Annotated in this window: 12 protein-coding genes; 7 read left to right on the top strand and 5 right to left on the bottom strand. The window is 64.0% G+C overall.

What is annotated here, in order from left to right; translation table 11 throughout:
* Positions 1-5 precede the first annotated feature (5 nt).
* Complete coding sequence (locus IVB46_RS18025) at positions 6-1745, bottom strand: alkaline phosphatase family protein (protein WP_166102303.1); 1740 nt, start codon at positions 1743-1745, stop codon at positions 6-8.
* 269 nt (positions 1746-2014) lie between these two features.
* On the opposite strand from IVB46_RS18025, the gene IVB46_RS18020 reads away from it, so the two are divergent.
* A complete protein-coding gene (locus tag IVB46_RS18020) occupies positions 2015-3190 on the top strand; it encodes a YncE family protein (protein WP_247304292.1) in 1176 nt (391 codons plus the stop codon).
* 38 nt (positions 3191-3228) lie between these two features.
* Here the strand turns inward: IVB46_RS18020 and IVB46_RS18015 are convergent, their stop codons facing one another.
* Both IVB46_RS18015 and IVB46_RS18010 read right to left on the bottom strand, forming a co-directional pair.
* The gene (locus IVB46_RS18015; RefSeq protein WP_247304301.1) at positions 3229-3747 is read right to left on the bottom strand and encodes a GNAT family N-acetyltransferase; all 519 of its coding nucleotides are present in this window, start codon (positions 3745-3747) and stop codon (positions 3229-3231) included.
* A 13-nt stretch (positions 3748-3760) separates the two neighbouring features.
* Complete coding sequence (locus IVB46_RS18010; protein WP_247304303.1) at positions 3761-4552, bottom strand: ABC transporter substrate-binding protein; 792 nt, start codon at positions 4550-4552, stop codon at positions 3761-3763.
* A 238-nt stretch (positions 4553-4790) separates the two neighbouring features.
* Between IVB46_RS18010 and IVB46_RS18005 the strand changes: the two genes are divergently transcribed.
* The gene (locus IVB46_RS18005) at positions 4791-5984 is read left to right on the top strand and encodes an efflux RND transporter periplasmic adaptor subunit (RefSeq protein ID WP_247304305.1); all 1194 of its coding nucleotides are present in this window, start codon (positions 4791-4793) and stop codon (positions 5982-5984) included.
* A 13-nt stretch (positions 5985-5997) separates the two neighbouring features.
* A complete protein-coding gene (locus tag IVB46_RS18000) occupies positions 5998-9156 on the top strand; it encodes a multidrug efflux RND transporter permease subunit (protein WP_247304307.1) in 3159 nt (1052 codons plus the stop codon).
* Between the two features lie 280 nt (positions 9157-9436).
* Here the strand turns inward: IVB46_RS18000 and IVB46_RS17995 are convergent, their stop codons facing one another.
* A complete protein-coding gene (locus tag IVB46_RS17995; protein WP_247304309.1) occupies positions 9437-10609 on the bottom strand; it encodes an MFS transporter in 1173 nt (390 codons plus the stop codon).
* A gap of 59 nt (positions 10610-10668) precedes the next feature.
* On the opposite strand from IVB46_RS17995, the gene IVB46_RS17990 reads away from it, so the two are divergent.
* The 4 genes from IVB46_RS17990 (at position 10669) to IVB46_RS17975 (ending at position 16256) form a co-directional block, all read left to right on the top strand.
* On the top strand, positions 10669-11466 hold the full coding sequence (locus IVB46_RS17990; RefSeq protein ID WP_247304311.1) for a helix-turn-helix transcriptional regulator: 798 nt from the start codon (positions 10669-10671) through the stop codon (positions 11464-11466).
* 425 nt (positions 11467-11891) lie between these two features.
* A complete protein-coding gene (locus IVB46_RS17985; RefSeq protein ID WP_247304313.1) occupies positions 11892-13244 on the top strand; it encodes a malonyl-CoA decarboxylase in 1353 nt (450 codons plus the stop codon).
* Positions 13245-13472: 228 nt separating this feature from the next.
* Positions 13473-14921, top strand: coding sequence for an MmgE/PrpD family protein (locus IVB46_RS17980; RefSeq protein ID WP_247304315.1), 1449 nt, complete (start codon positions 13473-13475; stop codon positions 14919-14921).
* Positions 14922-15110: 189 nt separating this feature from the next.
* Positions 15111-16256, top strand: coding sequence for a DUF418 domain-containing protein (locus tag IVB46_RS17975; RefSeq protein WP_247343173.1), 1146 nt, complete (start codon positions 15111-15113; stop codon positions 16254-16256).
* 296 nt (positions 16257-16552) lie between these two features.
* On the opposite strand, the gene tarD is transcribed toward IVB46_RS17975, so the two are convergent.
* On the bottom strand, positions 16553-17722 hold the full coding sequence (tarD, locus tag IVB46_RS17970) for a D(-)-tartrate dehydratase (protein WP_071910182.1): 1170 nt from the start codon (positions 17720-17722) through the stop codon (positions 16553-16555).
* Positions 17723-17786 lie beyond the last annotated feature (64 nt).

Here is a 17786-nt window from a genome sequence, read left to right as displayed (position 1 = left end):
TCGGACTAGTGGTGGTGGTGCTCGTCCGGCGGGCTGGTGATCGCCGTGCCGGAGGTCGGATCGAGGAACAGCGCGTCAGTCCGGTAGTCATGGCTGTGATCCTGATCGAAGTCGAACAGGTCCATGATCGAGCCGGAGCTGGCGTCGAACGAGCCGCCGCCGATACGCTGGCCGCGCAGCCAATTGTCCTCGATGAAGCGGACCACGGACGCCTGCGAGATGTAGGTGCTGCTCACATGGTTGGTCCTGGCGTAGGGCGAGACCACGATGAACGGAATGCGCGTGCCCGGACCGCAGCGGCCGTTCACCGGCTTGCCGGAGAGACCCTTCGGTGCCGGCTGCTTCTGCGGGCCGAGGCCGCACAGGCCCGGACCGTTGACCTGATCGGCGGTCGGATCGTAAGAAGCGGTCTTCGGCGCAACGTACTGGTGGTCGTACCAGCCGTCGGAGTCGTCATAGGTGATGATGACCGCGGTTTCGCGCCACTCCGGCTGCTTCTGGAGGAAGTTGATCAGCTCGACATTGCCGACCTGCTCGTCGAGCGGATCGGAGTTGCCGGCGTGACCGTCCTGGTAGGCCGACATCTTGATGTAGGAGACGGCCGGGAAATTGCCGGCCTTCACGGCGGCGTAGAAGTCCTCGAGGTCGTAGGCGTGGTTGGCCGGATCGACGGTCTTGCCGCCCTTCTCGTAGGTGTGGCCGATCGCATCGACCGAACTCGGCCGCGCATGGGTCGGGTTGGCGGTCGACTTGTAGTACTGGAACCAGGCGTGGTGCGGGCTGTAGTCCACGATCGTGCCGTTCACGTTGCTGGAGAACGTGGTGCGCGCGCAGCCGGTGGTGCCGTTGGCATTCTTGAGCGTCAGGTCAAAGCCGCCCATGAAGCTGCCCCAGCTGATGCGCTCGTCGTTGAGCAGGTCGCCGATGTTCTTGCCTGTCATCAGCACGGTGCTGCTCGTGCTCGAGCAGGAATCGTAGGCCGGGTCGGTGTCGCCGATCAGCGTCAGGCCGCCCTGGCCGTCGGCGATCGACGCCGAGGTGCCGACGATGTTCTGCGCGCCATTGGTCTGGCCAGAAATCACCGCGAGCGCGCCCTGCGTCGACGGACCGAAAGTGTCGGTCCAGGCATTGTCGCTCATGGCGAAGTGCTGGGCGTAATTCCAGAAGGCGGTGGTGGTGTTGCCGTCGAAATAGCCCATGACCTGACCGTTGGTGCCGAACGCACCGGCGCCGCCGGCGGTGCCGCGGCCGGTGAATTTCGGAAACAAGTCTTCCTTGCCGTTGTCCACGGCCTGTTGCTCGGGCGTGTAGGAGTGGTTCTGCGAGCGCGTGTTGGCCTGGGTGCGGTCGAGGCGGAACGGATCCGTCGCGCCGGTGCCGTTGGCCGCGCTGTTGTTCGGATTGTTCACCAGCAAATGCGCGTTGGCGAGATTGTTGACCTTCGGCGTATGCGGCTTCGGCACGAAGGGGATCGAGCCCGACGGATTGGCCGCGTTCGGATAGGTCGCGAAGTAATGATCGAACGAGCGGTTCTCGTTGAAGATGATCACGAGATGCTTGATCGGCGTCTCGGTGTGGATGTCATGCGGATGACGGTGATGATCACGGTCGTGATCGTTGTCGCGACCTTGATCATGCCCGTGATCGCGGTCACGGCCGAAATCGTCCGCAAGGACGGGAAGAGTGCACGCGAGCGCGCTCGCGGCCGCGACAATCGCAGCCGTCGTCAGTAGTCTCGATTTCATTTTTTTGAGGCCCCGGAAATGAGGATGTTTACGATCAGAAATGTTCTAAACATCGCGAGTGACAGAGCCGTGTCAGTTTGACGCACGAGACACTTTGCGCAGTGGTCGAGGCATAATTTTTTATGCAGCCACCCGCTTCGGCCGTGCCGAAGCGCGCCTTGCCGTTTTATTCCAAGGGCGAAGGCAAAAATGATCGCGTTCAGATTGTTGCGCAATGCCCCCGGTTGCATTTAGCTTGACCTGACAAGAACAAAGTCTCAGGGGGAAACATGAAAGCCGCTGTTCACAGGCGCACGCGCCATGTCGCGTCTACTCTGGTCGCAACGTCCTTTGCCGGCTTTGCAAATTTCGCCGCTCATGCCGAGATCGTCGTCACCGCCAATGACGGCAAGATGATGCTGGAGAACGGCAATGCCGTGGTGCGCAAGCAGCCGCTGCCGGACACGGTCAGCGTCATCGATCTCACCGATGGCGCGCTGAAGCTTTTGGGCGAGGTGCCGGCACCCGCCAGCGTAGTCGGGCCGCCGCCGAGCGTCGCGATTGCGCCGGACGGCTCGCTTGCGCTGGTCACGGGTGCGATGAAGCTCGATCCCGCGGATACGACCAAGACGGTCCCCGACGACAAGCTCTCGGTGATCGACCTCAAATCCACCCCGCCAAAGGTGCTCGCGACATTGCAGGCCGGCCCAGGCGCCGCCGGCGTCTCGATCAACCGTGCCGGCACGCTGGCGCTGGTTGCCAACCGCAGCGAAGGCACCGTCTCGGTCTTCGCGATCAGCGGCAATACGCTGACCGCAGGCGGGAAGATTCAACTCGGCGATGCCAAGTCCGGCCCCAGCCATGTAGTGTTCTCCCGCGACGGAGCCACCGCGCTGGTCACCCGCGACGGCGACAGCAAGATCTCGCTTCTGAGCGTGGACGGGACCAAGGTCGAATACACCAAGCGCGACCTCTCCGCCGGCATCCGCCCCTACGACATCGACCTCACCGGCAGCGCGGTGGCCGTCGTCGGCAATGTCGGTGCCAGCAGCGGCGACAGTGACACGATCAGTCTGATCGACATGACCGCCAAGCCGATCCGCGTCGTCACGACGGTTACCGTTGGACAGACACCTGAGGCCGTGAAGATGTCGCCGGACGGCAGCCATGTCGCCGTCACCGTCATGAACGGCTCGAACAAGCCATCGGCCTCGCCCTTCTTCAACGATTTCGGCCTGCTCAAAGTCTACAAGATCTCGGGCACCGACCTCACGCCGGTGGCGGAGGCCAAGATCGGCCATTGGTGCCAGGGCATGGTGTGGTCGAAGGACTCCAAGCATGTCGTGGCGCAGTGCATGGTCGAGAACGAGCTGATCGCATTCTCGTTCGACGGCAAGGCGCTGACCAGGACGTCCACACTCAAGCTGCAGGTGAGCCCCGCAGGCATTCGCACCGCGGAGCCGTGAGTCAGCCCTAATAACGGGCGAAGCGCCCCGAGATGCCGTCAGAGCCGCTTGGTGAAATGGTAGCGACGAATGCCACCACCTAGCGTCTTGTTGCTGGCGGCATCGGCGATCTCTTCGCGCACATTCTCGTATCCCGCGTTTCGATACAGCGCCAGCGCGTCCTGCTGAAGCTCGGACGTACTCAGATGCAATTGCAGCCGATTGCGGCGGCGGCACTCCTCTTCCGCAAACGCCAGCATCTTTCGCGCGATACCCCGACGCCGCGCGCCGGGAGCAGCGTACATGCGCCGTAACTCCATCGCGTGTTCGCCAGAGGCCTCCAGTCCAAACATGCCGACGATTTCATCGTCATCGACGGCGACCCAGAAACCGCCGCTCCGACCCGAATAATAATCGGCGAGACGATCTATCTCCTCCGCGAGGGAGCGGGTGATGTATCCTTCAAACGCCTCCGCCAAATGCACCGGCGCCAACAGGCGATTGACCTGGATGAACAGCTCGCGCACGGCGGCCGCATCGGCCAGCAAGAAAGCGCGGATCTGAATCTCGCTTGCCATGGAGCCGCTGCCGCTACTCCGTCCGGATCGGCGTGTCCTTAAGGCCATTGTTGTCATAGGCCTTGCGCAAGGCGCCGTTCGTCACCGCCTCGTTCATGAACTTGGTGACGAACGCCAGCGCTTGGCTGTGACCGAGCGGCACGGCCACCGCCGTCACCGTTTTCTTGAAGGTCTCGTCCAGCACCTTCGTGCCCGGGATCTTCTGCGCCATCTTGTTGAGCTGGTCGCGCGACAGCGCGAAGGCGTCGATCTCGCCGCTCTTCAGGAGGCCGAAGATCTCGTCATAGGTCTGATAGCCCGTGGCTTTCGCATTCTTCAGATGCGCGATCGCGCCGCGCATGGTCGTGGTGGCGTTGACGGCCGCGACCTTGATGCCGGGTTGATCGAGGCTGGCGAAGTTGGTGATGGCTGAGCCGGGCTTGACGATGTAGGTGGCATCCGCGACCTCGTAGATCGGGCCGAACATCATTTTGGTCTCGCGCTCGGGATCTTTTGGCAGCCAGGTGACGTCCCAGGTCCCCTTCGACGCCGCGTCGGTGATCTGCCCGGAATTCTGGTGCACGACATATTCGACGGGCACGCCGAGCTGGGCCGCCATCTCCTTGCCGAGGTCGACCGGCACGCCGGCATAGCCGGCTTCGGTCTTGGTCGACCAGAACGCGCCGCCCGCCGGGCTGATCGCGATCGCGACCCGCAGCTTGCCGGTCGGCGCGATCTCGTCCTTCAGGCCATCGGCTAGCGCGGGCATGGCGACTGCCGCTGCGAAAACGAGGCCGGCAAGGGCCGCCTGGAGGGACGTGGGCATGTCATGTTCTCCTCACCTTTTCTTCTCTGCTTCTCGACCGCTTCGTTTCCGTCACTCGGCCTTTGACACAATTCTGGTCGATCATGCACGATGAAAAGCGGTTTGCCATGACAAACGTGTCAAAGGCCACTGCGCCATTTGCAGTGCAAGGCTGGTGACCGCCATGGCTATGGTGTTCCACGGCCGGGCATTTGTTGGTAGCCTGCCACACCGACAGACAATAATCGGGGGCCACCGAATGACCTGCGCGAATCCCGCTGATCTCGCACAACGGAACGGAGCGTGGAGACATGTCGGGCGGGCACTCGTTGCCGCGGCGGCCGTGGTGGCGCTCGCCGGCTGCGAGGACAAGAACACATTCGTGGCGCCGCCGCCGCCGAAGGTGGACGTCGCGGCGCCCGTGCAGCGCGCGGTGACGCGCTATGTCGAAGCCACCGGCAACACCGCGCCGGTCAAGAGCGTCGATCTGGTGGCGCGCGTACAGGGCTTCCTGCAATCGATCGACTATCAGGACGGCAGCTTCGTCAAGCAGGGCACCCAGCTTTTCTTAATCGAGCCTGAGACCTACAAGCTCAAGCTCGAGCAGGCGCAGGCGGCCGAGGTCGGTGCGCAGGCCACGCTCAAGCAGGCCGAAGCCGATTTCAAGCGGCAGGTCGACCTCGTGCAGCGCCAGGCTGTCTCGCAGGCGACTCTCGACACCTCGACATCCACCCGCGACAACGCCCAGGCCAGTCTCCAGCAAGCCCAGGTCAATACGAGGCTCGCCGAGGTCAATTACGGCTACACCAAGGTGAGCGCGCCGTTCGACGGCATCGTCAGCGCGCACCTGGTCTCGATCGGCGAGCTTGTCGGCGTCTCCTCCCCGACCCAGCTCGCAACCATCGTCGCGCTGGATCCGATCTGGGTGAACTTCACGGTCAGTGAGCAGGACGTCCTTCGCATCCGCGCCGAAGCGGCCCGTCGCGGGCTGACCGTGGCCGACCTCAAACAGTTGCCGATCCAGGTGGGCCTCCAGACCGAGACCGGCTATCCGCATGAAGGCCACCTCGACTACGTCTCGCCGACCCTCAATACATCAACGGGCACGCTCGCGGTACGCGGCGTCTTGCCCAACGGCAAGCGAGCGCTGCTACCCGGCTATTTCGTCCGGGTCCGGGTGCCCTTCGACCAGGACAAGAACGCCCTCCTCGTCCCCGACACCGCGCTCGGCAGCGACCAGGGCGGCCGCTATCTCCTGGTGGTCAATAGCGACAACATTGTCGAGCAGCGCAAGGTGCAGATCGGTCAGGTCGACAACGGCCTGCGCGTGATCGAAAGCGGCTTGAAGCCGGACGACCGCGTGGTGATCGCGGGGCTACTGCGCGTGATCCCGGGCCAGAAGATCGATCCGCAACCGACGAAGATCGACCTACCGCAGGCGTCGGCCAAGTGAGGGGTCGCCAGCCATGATCTCGAAATTCTTCATCGAACGGCCGGTCCTCTCGAACGTCATCGCGCTTCTGATGATCCTGATCGGCGGCGTCGCGCTGTTCAACCTCGCGGTCGCGCAATATCCCGACGTGGTGCCGCCGACGGTGCAGGTCACCACGCGCTATCCCGGCGCCAGCGCCAAGACCGTGATCGACACCGTCGCGCTGCCGATCGAGCAGCAGGTCAACGGCGTCGAGGACATGCTCTACATGCAGTCCTACAGCGGCTCCGACGGCACCTATACGCTGACCGTGACCTTCAAGATCGGCACCGACCTCAACTTCGCGCAGGTGCTGGTGCAGAACCGTGTCTCCAGCGCGCTGTCGCAGTTGCCGACCTCCGTGCAGAACCAGGGCGTCACCGTCCAGAAAAAATCGACCTCGATCCTGCTCTTCGTGACGCTGACCTCGCCGGACAGGACGTTCGACAGCCTTTATCTGAGCAACTACGCCACCATCAACATCCGCGACGAACTCTCGCGTCTGCCCGGCGTCGGCAACGTCACGGTGTTCGGCGCCGGCCAGTATTCGATGCGGGTGTGGCTCGATCCGAACAAGCTCCAGGTCCGCGGACTGATGCCGTCGGATGTCGTCACGGCGATCCAGCAGCAGAGCCAGCAGGTCTCGGCCGGCCAGGTCGGCGCGCCGCCGACGCCGCCGGGCCAGGCGTTCCAGTACACGCTCAACGTCAACGGTCGGCTCGACGACACCACCCAGTTCGAGAACATTATCGTCAAGACCGGCACCAGTGGCGACGTCACGCGCGTGCGCGACGTCGGCTGGGTCGAGCTGGGCGCGCAGACCTACAGCCAGATCTTCTCGCTGAACAATCAGCCGGCCACCGGCATCGGCGTGTTCCAGTCGCCGGGCGCCAACGCGCTCCAGGTCGAGCAGGCCGTCGAGAAGAAGATGGCGGAGCTTGCAAAGCGATTCCCCGAAGGCATCAAATACGACACGCCGTTCGACACCACCAAATTCGTCGAAGCCTCGGTGCACGAGGTCTACATGACGCTGATCGAGGCCGGCCTGCTGGTGCTGGTCGTGATCCTGGTGTTCTTGCAGGACTGGCGAGCGATGCTGGTGCCGGCGACCACCGTGCCCGTCACCATCATCGGCGCGTTCGCGGCAATGGCGGCGCTCGGCTTCACCATTAACATGTCGACGCTGTTCGCGATCGTGCTCGCGATCGGCATCGTCGTCGACGACGCCATCGTCGTGGTCGAAGGTGCCGCGCACAACATCGAGCAGGGCATGAACGGCCACGACGCCGCGATCAGGGCGATGGACCAGCTGTTCGCGCCGATCGTCGGCATCACCCTGGTGCTGATCTCGGTGTTCCTGCCGGCCTCGTTCCTCGCCGGCCTCACCGGGCGCATCTATTCGCAATTCGCGCTGGTGATCGCGGCGACCGCGCTGCTATCCGCCATCAACGCGGCCACGCTGAAGCCGACGCAATGCGCGCTCTGGCTGCGGCCGACGGTGCCGCCGGAGCAGCGCAATTTCTTCTACCGTGGCTTCAACGCCGTCTATAACCGCGTCGAGCGGGGCTACACGCGCCTCATCGGCGTGCTGTGCAGGAACAGCACGATCTCGGTCGCATTCGCACTGGTGCTGATCGGGATCGGCGGCTACGGCCTGTCGCGGGTGCCGACCGGCTTCCTGCCGATCGAGGACCAGGGCTATCTGATCGCGGCCGTGCAACTGCCCGACGGCGCCGCGCTGGAGCGGACCCAGACGGTGCTCGACAGAGCGAGCGAGCTGATCAAGGACACGCCTGGTGTCCAGCAGGTCATCACCATCGCCGGCATCTCCGCGCTCGACAACAGCGCCAGCCTTGCCAATGCCGGCGTCGCCTACATCATCCTGAAGGACTGGTCGGCGCGCAAAGGGCCCGGCGAGGATCTGCGTTCGCTGGTCTACGGGCTGAACGACAAGCTCGCGACCATCATGGAGGCGCGCACCCTGGTGCTGCCGCCGCCGCCGATCCAGGGCATCGGCAACGCGGCCGGCTTCTCGATGCAGGTCGAGCTGCGCGACGGCAACAGCGATTTTGCAAAGCTACAAGCCATCACCGGCGCGATGGTTTCCAACGCCCAGAGCCAGAGCGCGCTGCAGCGCGTATCGTCCTCGTTCCGCTCGTCGGTGCCGCAGTTCAACGTCGAGATCGACCGCATCAAGACCCAGACGCTGCACGTCACCACCGATCAGGTGTTCGCGGCGCTCTCGACCTATCTCGGCTCGTCCTACGTCAATCAGTTCAACAAGTTCGGACGCGTGTTCCAGGTCTATACCCAGGCCGATCCGGCATTCCGCGTCACCGAGCGCGACATCGCCAACATGCAGGTACGCAACTCGAACGGCGACATGATCCCGATCGGCACCGTCGCCACGATCACGCCGGCCACCGGCCCGTCGCTGATCAGCCTCTACAACCTCTACCCTTCCTCGACCATCGTCGGCCTGCCGGCGCAGGGCTACTCGTCCGGCCAGTCGCTGCAGCTGATGGAGGAGATCGCGGACAAGACGCTGCCGCCGGGCACGGGCTACGAGTGGACCGCGATGTCCTATCAGGAGAAGGCCGTCTCGAACCAGATCTACTGGGTGTTCGGCCTTGCCATGCTGCTGGTCTATCTCGTGCTCGCCGGCCAGTACGAGAGCTGGTACGCGCCGATCTCGGTGATCCTCGCGGTGCCGCTATCGCTGATCGGGCCCATGCTCGTCCTCAACGCCTTGAAGATCGACAACAACCTCTATTGCCAGATCGGCCTGATCCTGCTGATCGCGCTGTCGGCCAAGAACGCGATCCTGATCGTCGAGGTCGGGCTCGAGCTGCATAACCGCGACGGCAAGCCGGTGCTGGAATCCGCGATCGAGGCGGCGCGCGCCCGCTTCCGGCCGATCCTGATGACGTCGTTCGCCTTCATCCTCGGCGTGGTGCCGCTGGTGATCGCGACCGGCGCCGGCGCCAGCGCCCGCAAGTCGATCGGCATCACCGTGTTCTCGGGCATGCTGGCCTCGACCTGCCTTGCGGTGCTATTCGTGCCGGCCTTCTTCGTGGTGGTGCAGCGCTTCGAGAACTGGCGCACGTCGAAGAAGGCGCCGAAGGCAAAGACGGTGGCCGAGGTGAAGCCGTAGTTTTTCCGCGGAGGCAGGCTGCGGACGAACAAAAAAGTCGAAAACAACCCCATGCACCGTAGAACGGCGTTGATGGCATTGGAGTTTTTGGAGCGTTCCAGTGCTTTGACACGTCGGGCAAAACACCGGCAGAATGGCATGATGGGCGGGGTGCACGATGCGCCGGTCCATCCCCCGTCATTGCGAGCGCAGCGAAGCAATCCAGAGTCCCTCCGCGGAGGCAGTCTGGATTGCGTCGTCGCTACGCTCCTCGCAATGACGAGCGGAGAGAGCCCCGGCCTCACGCCACCTGCGGCGTCCTGATCTCGCGCGGCAGGATGATCGCTGCGGCGATCGCGAGCAGGCAGAGCGCGGCGAAGGCGTGCAGCATGGTGACGAAGCCGCCCTGCTCGTAGAGCCAGGCGACCAGGCCGACGGAGGCGCCCGCGGCGGTGAAGCCGATGAAATAGCGCACCGCATAGGCGCGCGAGCGCCATTCCTCGCTGGTGTATTTGCCGACCATGGCATCGTTCACCGTGACCTGCCCGAACGCACCCATGACGATGCCGATCGAGACCAGGATCAGCGGCAGATTGGACAGGCTCGCGGCGAGATACAGGAACGGCGCCAGCATGAAGGACAGCGGCAGCGCCACCGTCTTCAGCGAATAGCGGTCGAGCAGCCGGCCGATCGTGTACTGGGTCATCGCGCCGAACACGTAGACGCAGGCGGCGATGACGCCGAGCAGCGCCGGGCTTTTCGTCAGGTCGGCAAGCCGCTCCGCGAACAGCTTTGGCAGCGCGACGGTGACCGCATTGAACGTGGTCGAGATCGCAATGACCACGATCAGCAGCGACAGGATCACGCGCCACATGTCTTTCTTCGCCACGCGCACTTGAGCTGCCGCCTGCTTCGAGCCCTTGCGGTCCTCGTGCACGACCATCATCGCAAAGGCGATGCCGATCAGGATGGTGACGACACCGGGCACGATGAAGGCAAAACGCCAGCCGAGATACTGGCCGATCACGCCGGTGACCAGCGCCGAGGAGGCGACGCCGAGATTACCCCAGACGCCGTTGATCCCCATCTCGCGGCCGAGACGGTCGGCATAGGACACGATCATCGCGGTGCCGACGGGGTGATAGATCGAAGCAAAGATGCCGATCGCGAACAGCGCCGCGCCAAGCTGTGCCGGGGTCTGCACGAAGCCGACCGAGATCATGGAAGCACCGATGCCGACGAAGAAGATCAGCATCATGTGGCGGCGGCTCCAGCGGTCCCCGAGCCAGCCGGTGAGCAGCGAGCCCGCGCCGAAGGCGACGAAGCCCGGCGTCGCATAAGGCAGAAGTTCCGAATAGGCCATGCCGAGCGCCGGCCCCATGATGATCACGGCGGCGGCGAAAATCAGCATCGCATAATGGTCGATGAAATGGCCTGCGTTGACGAAACTGATCACCCGGCTGGGGCTGTTCATGGGAATCCTCTCTTGCTCCGAAATGAGTTATATGTCGGACCCATGACGGGATGCCGCCAATGAATGTCTTGGAAACGCCAATCCTCCGGGAGGTCCGGAGCAACCATCTCTCGCCCGCGGGCGTGCACCTGGTTGCACGCGACTATCCCAAGGGCATGCGGATTGATCCGCATATGCACCGCGAGTCACAGCTCATCTACGCGGCCAGGGGGACGATGCAGGTGACGACGCCCGCGGGGCGCTGGCTGGTGCCGCCGGACCGCGCCGTCTGGGTGCCAGCTGGGCTCGAGCATGCCATCGACCTGCTCGCCGACATCGAGATGCGCACGCTGTATTTCGACCTGCCATGGCTCAAGCGCGAGCAACGCTATGAGGGGCTGACCAAGGAATTCGTGGTGCGGGTATCGCCGCTGCTCAACCAGGCGATCCTGGCGCTGTTCGACGCACGCAACACCGAGGAGCGGACCGAGCTGCTGGTCCGCCTGGTGATGCTGGAATTGCACCAGGCCGAGGATTCCGCGACCTTCGTGCCGCTGCCGCATGAGCCGCGCTGCCGGCGCGCCGCGATGATCGTGCTCGACGATCCTACCGGCCTGCACGACATCGACACGCTGGCGCGCGAGGTGGGAACCTCCGCGCGCACGCTGTCGCGACTGTTTTCGACCGAGACGCAATTGAGCTTCAAGAGCTGGTGCCAGCGCGCAAGGGTTGCGGCAGCGATCCAGCGTCTGTCGACCGACGCCAATGTGTCGGTGAAGCAGCTCGCCACCCAGCTCGGCTATGCCAGCGTGCCGGCGTTTTCGGCAGCATTCCGTCAGGTGACGGGGCGGACGCCGACGGAGTTTGCGGGGAAATAGTCACGGTGTCGTCGCCCGGCTTGACCGAGCGACCCAGTATTCCAGAGACGGCTGTGATTGAGCCGAGAGGCCGCGGCGTACCGGATGCCCCGGTCAAGCCGGGGCATGACAGGCCGTAGGGTGGGCAAAGCGAAGCGTGCCCACCAATTCTTTCGCAGCTGTCGAGACAGGGTGGGCACGGCGCAAGGGCGCCTTTGCCCACCCTACGGCAGCGAGTGAACCGATAGGTCCCGGCGTACTGGATGCCCCGGTCAAGCCGGGGCATGACAGCTTTGGTGGCACTCTCGCCCTCGCGGGGCATGACAGCTTTCCTGGTGGCGCATGGCACCACGAAAGATACAAAATTCCCTGCTTGATTGTGATCGGCTTCCGCCTAAATCCCGTGTAAGCTTCCGCATCGCACAAACCGGAATCGAAACGACCAGATGGCCAACGCCTTCTTCTCAGACCTGCTCGCCACCATCTCCGATCGCGGCCGCACACTGCTGCGCCGCGGGGATTCCGACGACACCAAGCACGATGCCGAAGGCCTGATCGAGCTCTGCGGTGCGCTGCTGTCCGGTCGTGGCGAAGCTTCGGGCACTGCCATGGCGCGTGAGGTGCTCGACATCTACCAGGAGTTGGATGCGGCAGGACGCCGCGCCTTCTTCGAAGCCCTGGTGCGCGATTTCGGCCCCGATCGCGAACGCCTGTCCAAGGCGATCGAAAAATGGCGCGCCAAGCCCAGTGACGAAGACGCGAGCTCGCTGCACTTCGCCTCCGAGCCGCGCCGGCAGGAGCTGATCCGCCGCCTCAACCGCGCGCCGGGCGGCACCGGCGATCTCGTCAACATGCGCGCCGATCTGCTCGGCATGATGAACGGTCACACCGATCTCGCCGCGCTCGATCGCGACGTCTCTCACCTTCTCTCGTCGTGGTTCAACAGGGGGTTTCTCGTGCTGCGCCGGATTGACTGGTCGACCCCGGCCAACATCCTCGAAAAGATCATCCGTTACGAAGCCGTGCACGAGATCAGCGACTGGGACGACCTGCGCCGCCGCATCGACCCGGTCGACCGGCGCTGCTACGCCTTCTTCCATCCCGCCATGGTCGACGAGCCGCTGATCTTCGTCGAGGTGGCGCTGACCGAGACGATCCCCGGTGCGATCGCGCCGCTGCTGGCGGTCGACCGCCAGCATCTGCCGATCGAGCGCGCGCGCACCGCGGTGTTCTATTCGATCTCCAACACCCAGCGCGGCCTTGGCGGCATCTCCTTCGGCAGCTTCCTGATCAAGCAGGTGGTCGAAGAGCTGCGGCGCGAGACGCCAAAGCTCGACACCTTCGTGACGCTGTCGCCGGTGCCGGGCTTCATGCAATGGGTGAAGCAGGACATTGACCTGCCGCTCTCGGACGAGGACCGCGAGGTGCTGAAGCGCCTCGACGATCCCAAATGGTTCGAGAACCCCGAGACGACGACGCTGCTCCGCACCGTGATCGAGCCGCTCGCGGCCTATTACTTCCTGAAGGCGCGCACGCCGAAGGGCAAGCTGATCGATTCCGTCGCCCGCTTCCACCTCGGCAACGGCGCACGGCTCGAGCGCATCAACTGGCTCGGCGACCTCTCGCCGAAAGGCGCGCGCGAGTCCGCCGGCGTGATGGTCAACTACCTCTACCGCCTCGACGACATCGAGAAGAACCACGAAGCCTACGCCAATGACGGCGAGGTCGTGGCGTCGAGCGCGGTGAAGAAGCTGCTCAAGGGCGAGGGGCGCAGGCTGCTGGATATGCGGCTGTCGTAAGCGCGGAGATGTCGCTCCAGAGACGGTGTCATCGTCCGCGAAGGCGGACGATCCAGTATTCCAGAGGCCGGCGTTGAAGAGCTCGCCCTAACCACATTCGCCGCGGCGTACTGGATGCCCCGCCTTCGCGGGGCATGACAGCGGGGTTGTGGATGCGTCGCCGACTGGACATGCGGCCGTCCTAAGCGCTAGACGTTTCATCAGTTCCTGCACCAAAGACGGGACACCATGAAACGACGCGACTTTCTCGGCCTGACCGCAGCGGCGGCAACCGGCCTCTCGCTTTCGCCCGCACGCGGTTTCGCGGAGGGATCTGGCTCCGGGCCAGAAATGACGGCGCTGTGCGACTACATGAGCGCTGCGAAAACCCGCGCGTTGCCGCCCGAAGTCGTCGAACAAGCAAAGCACCACATCCTCGACACGCTGGCGTCGATGATATCAGGATCGGAGCTGTCGCCCGGTCAGGCGGCGCAGCGCTACATTCGCGCCAATGCTGCGCAGGGGACATCGACCATCGCCGGCACATCGCTCACCGCGTCGCCAGTCGAGGCCGCGCTTGCCAACGGCGTCATGGCGCATGCCGACGAGACCGACGATTCGCACAGCCCGTCGCGCTCGCATCCGGGCTCTTCGACCGTTCCCGCGGCGCTCGCGCTCGGTGAAAACCTTGGCATCGACGGCGCGCATTTTTTGCGCGCGGTGACGCTTGGCTACGACGTCGGCACCCGCGTTGTGATGGCGATGGGCGGAGCCGATTTCAGCTATGAGAGCGTGCTGAGCACGCACAGCATTGCCGGCACGTTCTGCGCCTCGGCTGCTGCCGCCTGTGTCGCCGGCTTCGACGCGCGCCGGATGCGCTGGGTGCTCGACTATGCCGCGCAGCAATCCTCCGGCTTCATCGTGTGGCGGCGCGACGTCGACCATATCGAGAAAGGGTTTGTGTTCGCCGGCATGCCGGCCCGAAACGGCGTGACGTCGGCACTGCTGGTGCGTTCGGACTGGAACGGCGTCGACGACGTGTTCTCAGGGCCAGACAATTACTTCCTGGCCTATGCGCCAAAGGCTGCGACCGGCAAACTCGTGGAGAAGCTTGGCGAGCGTTACGAGATCGCAGGCACCGACATCAAGAAATGGACGGTGGGTTCACCGATCCAGGGACCGCTCGATGCGGTCTACGCCATCCGCAGCAAGCAGGCGTTCGAGGCCGGAGAGGTCAAGCGCGTGACCGTGCGCCTCGCGCCGTCGGTCGCCGAGGTCGTGGACAATCGCGACATCCCCGACATCTGTCTCCAGCACATGGTCGCCGTGATGCTGCTCGACAAAACCGCCTCGTTCCACGCCGCGCACGACAAGCCGCGCATGCAGGACGCGGCGGTTTTGAAGGAGCGCGCCAAGGTGAATTTGGTGCGCGACGAGGAGCTGGCCAAACTATTGCCGGTGCGCGTCGCCGTCGTCGAGATCGAGCTCACTGATGGAAGCCGCCTCTCCGAGCGCGTCACCGCCGTGCGCGGCACGCCGCGCAACCCGATGACGCGCGACGAGGTCATCGACAAGGCGCGCGATCTGATTGCCCCAGTGGTCGGCGGCGAGAAGGCCGAGCGGTTGATCAAGTCGGTGTATGAGATTGAGGCTGTGACCGACATCCGCAGCTTGCGGCCGCTGCTGCAACGCGTATGAGGAGTGAAATTTCGTAAGGGATGGCAGACTTTCGCCACATCGTCATTGCGAGGAGCTCTTGCGAAGAAACAATCCAGACTGCCTCCACAGAGAGATTCTGGATTGCTTCGCTGCGCTCGCAATGACGGAGCGTGTGGCAGGCATCTCGCCCCGCGCCACGCGTCGTCGAGCTACAATTGGAATTCTTCCATGACATCCGATGGTGCCGCATCTCCCCGGCCAATAAGCCCCTCGGACCGGATCGACGCCATCGACGTGCTGCGGGGCATTGCCCTGTTCGGCGTCATGGCCATCAACGTGGTCATGGAATTTCGCATTTCGATCTTCGAGCAGTTTCTTGGTGCCAGAACGCTTGCTTCGCCGGTTGATCGCGCCGTCGAAACGATCCTGACGCAGGCCGTGGAGCTCAAGGCGTTTGCGCTGTTCTCGCTGCTGTTCGGCGCAGGCCTTGCCATTCAATTCGACCGGCTCGCGAACAGCGAGCGCCGCACTTTCCTGCTCCAGCGGCGGCTCGCTGTGCTGCTGGTGTTCGGCGTCATTCATTTGTGCCTGATCTGGAACGGCGATATCCTCACCGAATATGCACTGGCGGGATTCATCGTGCTGCCGTTCCTGTTTGGCCCGCGCTGGTTGCTGACGCTCGCCGCGCTGGCGTCTCTCGCGCTGTATCTGGCCATGCAGGCCTTTCCGCCCGCGGGGTTGTTTCCCGGCAGGACCGCGATCTGGCGGGACGTCATGGATGCAAATCGCATCTATGCGACGGGCGGCTTCCTCGACGTGCTGGCGTTTCGTCTCCGCGAAATTCCTCTCATCGCGTCCCTGCACGCGTTCGTCTTCTTGCGCACGATCGGGCTGTTTCTCGTCGGAGCGCTGGCCTGGCGGAGCGGCATTCTGCAAAATGCCCGCGGCCTGCTCGTCATCGCGCTTCCGGCTATCTGTCTCGGCGCGGCCTTGCTTTACGTCGGCATCGAGCCGCTCGGCAACATCCTGCTGGCGCTGGGCTATGGTGCCGCCATCCTCTTCATCGCCAGTTTCGGACGCAGCAAGAGGCTGCTCGGCTGGGCCGCGCCGCTCGGCCGGATGGCATTCACCAACTACGTCGCACAATCGCTCATCTTCGGCTGGATCTTCTACGGCTACGGCCTTGGCCTGTTCGGACGGCTCGGCATCACCCAGGCCCTCGCTATCGGCATCGCCGTCTACGTCGGACAGGTGCTGTTCAGCGCATGGTGGCTGCGCCACTACCGATACGGCCCGATCGAATGGCTGTGGCGCACGCTGATGTATGGTGCACTGCAGCCGATGTTGTTGTCACGGGTGGAGGGCGTGCAGTGACCAAGGTCCCTCCGCCGTCATTGCGAGGAGCACTTGCGACGAAGCAATACTGACTGCCTCCGCGGAAAGATTCTGGATTGCTTCGCTGCGCTCGCAAAGACGGAGTGTGTGGCAGCACCTGACGCAATCGCTGGCCGAGGTCTGCGCGGGGTATCGGCGCGAGACGCCGCTCTCCCCGCCGTCATTGCGAGGAGCGCAGCGACGAAGCAATCCAGACTGCCTCTGCGAAAAGACTCTGGATTGCTTCGCTGCGCTCGCAATGACGGAGAGTGTCGGCGCGGCCGTCGAGCCCAATCCTACTCCGCCAGCGCCTTCATTTCCTTGTAGAGATCCGACTTGCCTTCGAAGCCGATGCCCGGCAGGTCGGGCATGGTGATGTGGCCGTTCTCGACGCGCACACCATCCGGGAAGCCGCCGTAGGGCTGGAACAGGTCGGGATAGCTCTCGTTGCCGCCGAGGCCGAGGCCGGCGGCGATATTGAGGGACATCTGGTGGCCGCCGTGGGGGATGCAGCGGCTCGGCGACCAGCCGTAGGTTTTCAGGACCTCCAGCGTGCGCTGGTATTCGCAGAGGCCATAGGACAGCGCGCAGTCGAATTGCAGCCAGTCGCGGTCCGGGCGCATGCCGCCGTAGCGGATGAGGTTGCGCGCGTCCTGGTGACTGAACAGGTTTTCGCCCGTGGCCATCGGGCCCGGATAGAATTCGGCGAGCGCGGCCTGCAGCGCGTAGTCGAGGGGATCGCCGACCTCCTCGTACCAGAACAGCGGATAGTCCCGCAGCATTTTTGCGTAGGCGATGCCGGTCTCGAGATCGAAGCGACCATTGGCATCGACCGCGAGCTGCGCGTCCTTGCCGATCTCCTTCAGCACCGCCTCGATGCGGGTGCGGTCGTCCTCGATCGACGCGCCGCCGATCTTCATCTTCACGACGTTGTAGCCGCGATCGAGATAGCCGCGCATCTCGCCGCGCAGCATCGAGAGATCCTTGCCGGGATAGTAATAGCCGCCGGCAGCGTAGACGAAGACGCGCGGATTGGCTTTGACGCCGTGCCGCTCGGCGAGCAGCCGGAACAGCGGCTTGCCTGCGATCTTCGCAACGGCGTCCCACACCGCCATGTCGATGGTGCCGACCGCGACCGAGCGCTCGCCATGGCCGCCCGGCTTCTCGTTGGTCATCATCGCGCCCCAGACCTTATCGGGGTCGAGATTGTCACCGGCTGCATTCAGCAGCGACTTCGGATCGGCCTCCAGGATGCGCGAGGCAAAGCGCTCGCGGATCAGGCCGCCCTGCCCGTAGCGGCCGTTGGAATTGAAGCCGTAGCCGACGACGCGCTTGCCGTCGCGGACGACGTCAGTGACGACGGCGACGAGGCTCGTCGTCATCTTGGTGAAGTCAATATAGGCGTTGCGGATCGGCGATGAGATCGGTTTTGTGATCTCGCGGACGTCGACGATGCGGACGGACATGGGGTTGGCTTTCGCTAACGGTGAGAAACGTTCGTCATTGCGAGCGGAGCGAAGCAATCCAGAC

This window comes from Bradyrhizobium sp. 61, from assembly GCF_023073075.1.
GTDB lineage: Bacteria > Pseudomonadota > Alphaproteobacteria > Rhizobiales > Xanthobacteraceae > Bradyrhizobium > Bradyrhizobium barranii.
The sequence above is the reverse complement of the archived record's forward strand: the minus strand, read 5'-3'. Positions and strand labels throughout refer to the sequence as shown.